Source organism: Hydrocoleum sp. CS-953 (assembly GCF_002260545.1).
GTDB lineage: Bacteria > Cyanobacteriota > Cyanobacteriia > Cyanobacteriales > Microcoleaceae > Trichodesmium.
The window spans coordinates 1-4580 of the sequence record NZ_LGSU01000769.1 but is presented as its reverse complement, the minus strand read 5'-3'; the positions used below and the strand labels follow the sequence as shown (position 1 = coordinate 4580).

Here is a 4580-nt window from a genome sequence, read left to right as displayed (position 1 = left end):
ATTGGGTAATTTCCATACCATCAAGCCAAACTTCCCAACCAACACCCCAAGCACCCAGAGTGGGAGACTCCCAGTTGTCTTCTACAAATCGAATATCATGGTCTTCTGGACGGATACCCAGAGCGCGGAGAGAGTCAAGATAAACATCTTGAATATTATTAGGAGACGGTTTGATTAAGACTTGATATTGATAGTAGTGTTGAAAGCGGTTAGGGTTTTCCCCATAACGCCCGTCCGTGGGGCGACGACAGGGTTCAACGTAGGCAACTGACCAAGGTTCAGGACCAATCGCCCGCAGAAATGTGTGGGGGTTCATTGTACCTGCCCCTTTTTCGGTATCATAAGGTTGAGCGATGAGACAACCGCGATCGCTCCAGAATTGATTTAAGGTAGCTATGACTGATTGGAAGTTCACTTACTTTTTTTTAGGTTTTTATTTTACCTGAAATTATGGCATTATTTGGGATATTATGAGCAAAATACTCTTTTAATTTTTCCCATTTATCATATTGTCTAACATAAAACAATTGTATTGTCAACCAGAAAAAAAAAATAGATTTTTTACTATAATTTAATTAGGAATCAATCATAGGTAATTAGTAATGATTACATCCCCAGTTGTTGTCAAAAAATCAACAGAATATACTCTAGAAGATTGGGTACAAAATCCTCCAGAAAAGAAAGAGTGGGTTAACGGGCAATTATTGGAGAAAAATGACATGACTCTTAAGCATAGTCGGATTCAAGGAAATCTTTACTTTTATTGGAGAAGTTACAAAGATTCTAGTGGGCAAGGTGGAAAAGTTTATACTGATGTACCTTGTCGTACAAATAAGCAAGGGCGTTACTCTGATGTTGCTTATCTTACTCCAGAATTAGAGGCACAATTTGGCAATGAAAAAGTCTTACCTCAAAGTTTTCCTTTAAGTGCTGAAANAGAGTGGGTTAACGGGCAATTATTGGAGAAAAATGACATGACTCTTAAGCATAGTCGGATTCAAGGAAATCTTTACTTTTATTGGAGAAGTTACAAAGATTCTAGTGGGCAAGGTGGAAAAGTTTATACTGATGTACCTTGTCGTACAAATAAGCAAGGGCGTTACTCTGATGTTGCTTATCTTACTCCAGAATTAGAGGCAAAATTTGGCAATGAAAAAGTCTTACCTCAAAGTTTTCCTTTAAGTGCTGAAATTGTTTCTCCTACAGATTTAGCTGAAGATATTATTGCCAAAGCACAAGAATATTTAGAGTCTGGAGGCGAAGAAGTTTGGTTAGTATTTCCTGAGAATAAATGGGTAATTGTTGTGACTCAAGAATTGAGGCTTATTTTTATTTCTGGGCAAGTTGTTAATACTCAAAAAGTTTTAAATGGTTTTAGTATTCCGGTAGATGAGTTATTAAGTTAATTAGGACTTAAGCAGGTGAACCCAGAAACAAGTTTTTTTAGTCGATGTATATTCAACCTCTCCAAAAATCAAAAATAAAGTTAATTATTATCCATAAATTATCAATTACTTCCCACTATTACCGAAAAATTCAGATATAAAGCCTCTCCATTCATGGATAAAAAACAAAAAAAATCCTTTTATACTATTTCTCAATGAAGTTGCACTTAATAAAAGATAACAGCTATTGCTAAAATTAAGCTTTGGAATTAAGCTTTGGGTAATAATTATTAAGCGCATTGTTACAGAGAAATGATATTAGTCAATCCTCTTATTTCTAGGAAAAAGTAATTATTAATTATATCATGTCCGCTGGTATGGTCGCGTCGTGTAAAAGTTGGGGAAATATTTACATTATGTAAGGTTTTTCCTTTTCTTCTTTCTTCTCTCCTAGATAACTCAAGCCTTCTTCCTTACCTTCTCACTTGTAATACCGATGCTACCGGACATGATATTATTAATTGTTTAATTATTCTCTTTAATTCTATGAATAATCAAATTTTGAAGGAAAAATTACAAGCGACCATCAAAAATATTCAAACTAGAAATGATGGTTCTCCTGTTACTAATGTGAAGTTAGAAAAAACTTTAGAACAAGAAATTGAAAAGTTAACAAAAGACTTAGAAAGTCTCAATCTTCATCCTCAACCTCTCCTCTATACTCCTAATTTATTAGAAGGAAGTTGGCAACTACTATACTCTACAGCTAGAGAAATTCGTTCTTTAGATTCCCTACCATTGGGATTAAAAGTAGGAAAAGTTTATCAAGTAATTAATGTTGCCAATAAAGAATTTTTTAATATCGCCCAAGTACAACATCCTATGAAATTAATATCAGGATATGTGAAAGTAACTGCTAGTTTTGAGCCAGCTATAAATACATCTGGTTTAGCAGATAAACGCATCAATGTCTATTTTGATAAACGTTATTTAGCGATTGAGAAAATTGTAGGTATTGACACACCTAAATTAAATCCTTTTAAAGTTGTAAAAGCTAATAATCCTCAAGGTAGAGTTGCCACACTTGATATTACTTATATAGACGAAAATTTTAGAATTGGACGTGGGGGAGATGAAAGTTTATTTATTCTGAATAAAGTCAATTTGTAAACATTTCNGATAAACGTTATTTAGCGATTGAGAAAATTGTAGGTATTGACACACCTAAATTAAATCCTTTTAAAGTTGTAAAAGCTAATAATCCTCAAGGTAGAGTTGCCACACTTGATATTACTTATATAGACGAAAATTTTAGAATTGGACGTGGGGGAGATGAAAGTTTATTTATTCTGAATAAAGTCAATTTGTAAACATTTCCTGCGGAATGCTGCCCAAACAGGTCTTAGCCGTCAGCTATCAGCTTCTTTTCATGAATTGATAATTGATAATGGATAATTGATAATACCATTTCTCAAAAACTTTTCTACATTTGATTAAAGTAGGGGAGTAGGGGAAGGTAGGGACGTTGCATAAGGGCGTCCCTACAAACAAGAATAATTAATGCACTCATAGTGCTCAAACTAACAAAAAAGTAATTACNACGTTGCATAAGGGCGTCCCTACAAACAAGAATAATTAATGCACTCATAGTGCTCAAACTAACAAAAAAGTAATTACCTTAGTTTAATTACTTAATAACTGAAGTGTTATTCAAGGTGTTGCGTTACTTTTAGGAATTGGTATAATTAGCTCTGGTTTTATCCTTGAGGATTGAATATAAGGAAATATCCTAGCACTTTTCTCTTGGTCGATTGGATATGGCTAGGTTTCGCGCTCTTGCAGAGCCGCTCCGCTTTTCATGTCGGCTGAAGCGCCGAAACAGCATCCCATCCTAAGGTCATGCGAGCAATTCATGTCGCGAAGCGTTAACGTTTGCGGAGCATTCCGTCAGGAAAGTTGTGCGCTAGCTAAACGACCGCTTTTTCCTGTTGAAATAGGAGGCTTTAAACCTAAACTATTTAATCAATAATTATTAATTATTCGGTAATTTAGGAGTAGTGATAAAAAAATTTTTGTTTGTAGTAAAGCTCTAGCCGATAATATATGTATTTTGAGGCTAGAGCTTTACTACGAGCTTCTAATTATAACTATTCAACCGGACATGATATTAGGAATTATAATGAATATATTTAATACCATTTTTTATGTCATAAATTCTTGTTTTCCTCAAATATAAATTTCATACAAAGTATTTTAATTAAGCTAATAAATCATAACTAATAGTTGATAGCTGAAGGCTTTATTTGCCTGAAAATATCAATACTAATTTCTTCTATAAAGATAATGAATTAATGACTGATAGCTGACGGCTATGCTTAAGTTAATTGATTTCCTTGATACTCCATAATTATCACAGGAATTTTGAATATTTTCCTACCTAATTGAGGTATACCAAATTTCAACTTTAGAGATTGAGGTAATTCTGCTAAAGAAATAGGCTCGAAACCTAAGCGACTGTAAAAATATTCTAATTTTTGACCCAGACATTCCAAATATAAAGGTTTAGTTGCCTGTTGAATTAGATGTTTTGTAAGTGTTGTGCCTAATCCACATTTTTGCCAAGCTTTTACAACTACTAAACTACCTAATTCTTGTGTATCTTCAAAATTACGCAATTGTCCACAAGCTACTAATTTTCCCTCAGATTCAATCACCCAAAATTGTTGCCAACTTAATTGAGTCGGGTCAAGTTTAGCACTTAAAACTAACTTACGGATAGACCATATATCTTTAGCAGTTGCAGGTCTGAGATTACAGGAATTTGGTAATACTATTTCTGTCATTTTTAGGGAATAGGGAATAGGGAATAGGGAATAGTTCAACAATTAATAATTAATAATTACCTGTTCTTATAAAGAAGAGGAGTGACTAATATCATTTCTCTGTAACAATGCGCTTAATAATTATTACTGAAGGCTGAATTTTAGCAATAGCTGTTATCTTTTATTAAGTGCAACTTCATTGAGAAATTTATAAATAGCATAAAAGGATTTTTTTTGTTTTTTCTCCATAAATGGAGAGGTTTTATACTTTTCGGAGGAATTTTGAACAGGGAACAGGGAACAGGGAACAAGTAATAGATATGGAAACAAAAAAAATATTCCCGATTGTCAATTGTACCTCATTCGTACGGAA

Annotated in this window: 5 protein-coding genes and 1 pseudogene; 4 read left to right on the top strand and 2 right to left on the bottom strand. The window is 33.5% G+C overall.

The window, feature by feature from the left end; genetic code table 11:
• Positions 1–415, bottom strand: a 415-nt coding sequence (locus AFK68_RS09400) for a glycine--tRNA ligase subunit alpha (protein ID WP_143437731.1), incomplete at its 3' end; no start/stop codon positions are given.
• 187 nt (positions 416–602) lie between these two features.
• Here AFK68_RS09400 and AFK68_RS38525 point away from each other — a divergent pair.
• The 4 genes and pseudogenes from AFK68_RS38525 to AFK68_RS09385 form a co-directional block, all read left to right on the top strand.
• Positions 603–936, top strand: a pseudogene (locus AFK68_RS38525) (Uma2 family endonuclease); the annotation flags it as partial.
• Positions 937–974: 38 nt separating this feature from the next.
• Positions 975–1406: a Uma2 family endonuclease gene (locus tag AFK68_RS38520; RefSeq protein WP_210407321.1), complete on the top strand. Its 432-nt coding sequence runs from the start codon at positions 975–977 to the stop codon at positions 1404–1406.
• A gap of 525 nt (positions 1407–1931) precedes the next feature.
• Entirely contained in the window at positions 1932–2555 is a 624-nt protein-coding gene (locus AFK68_RS09390) for a PAP/fibrillin family protein (protein WP_094672487.1), read from the top strand.
• A gap of 8 nt (positions 2556–2563) precedes the next feature.
• On the top strand, positions 2564–2755 hold a 192-nt coding region (locus AFK68_RS09385; RefSeq protein WP_246844084.1), incomplete at its 5' end, for a PAP/fibrillin family protein.
• Between the two features lie 1005 nt (positions 2756–3760).
• On the opposite strand, the gene AFK68_RS09380 is transcribed toward AFK68_RS09385, so the two are convergent.
• On the bottom strand, positions 3761–4228 hold the full coding sequence (locus tag AFK68_RS09380; protein ID WP_094672486.1) for a GNAT family N-acetyltransferase: 468 nt from the start codon (positions 4226–4228) through the stop codon (positions 3761–3763).
• Positions 4229–4580 lie beyond the last annotated feature (352 nt).

Coding starts and splice junctions, on each gene's coding strand:
- AFK68_RS38520 (WP_210407321.1), top strand. CDS start 975: ATGACTCTTAAGCATAGTCGGATTCAAGGAAATCTTTACTTTTATTGG.
- AFK68_RS09390 (WP_094672487.1), top strand. CDS start 1,932: ATGAATAATCAAATTTTGAAGGAAAAATTACAAGCGACCATCAAAAAT.
- AFK68_RS09380 (WP_094672486.1), bottom strand. CDS start 4,228: ATGACAGAAATAGTATTACCAAATTCCTGTAATCTCAGACCTGCAACT.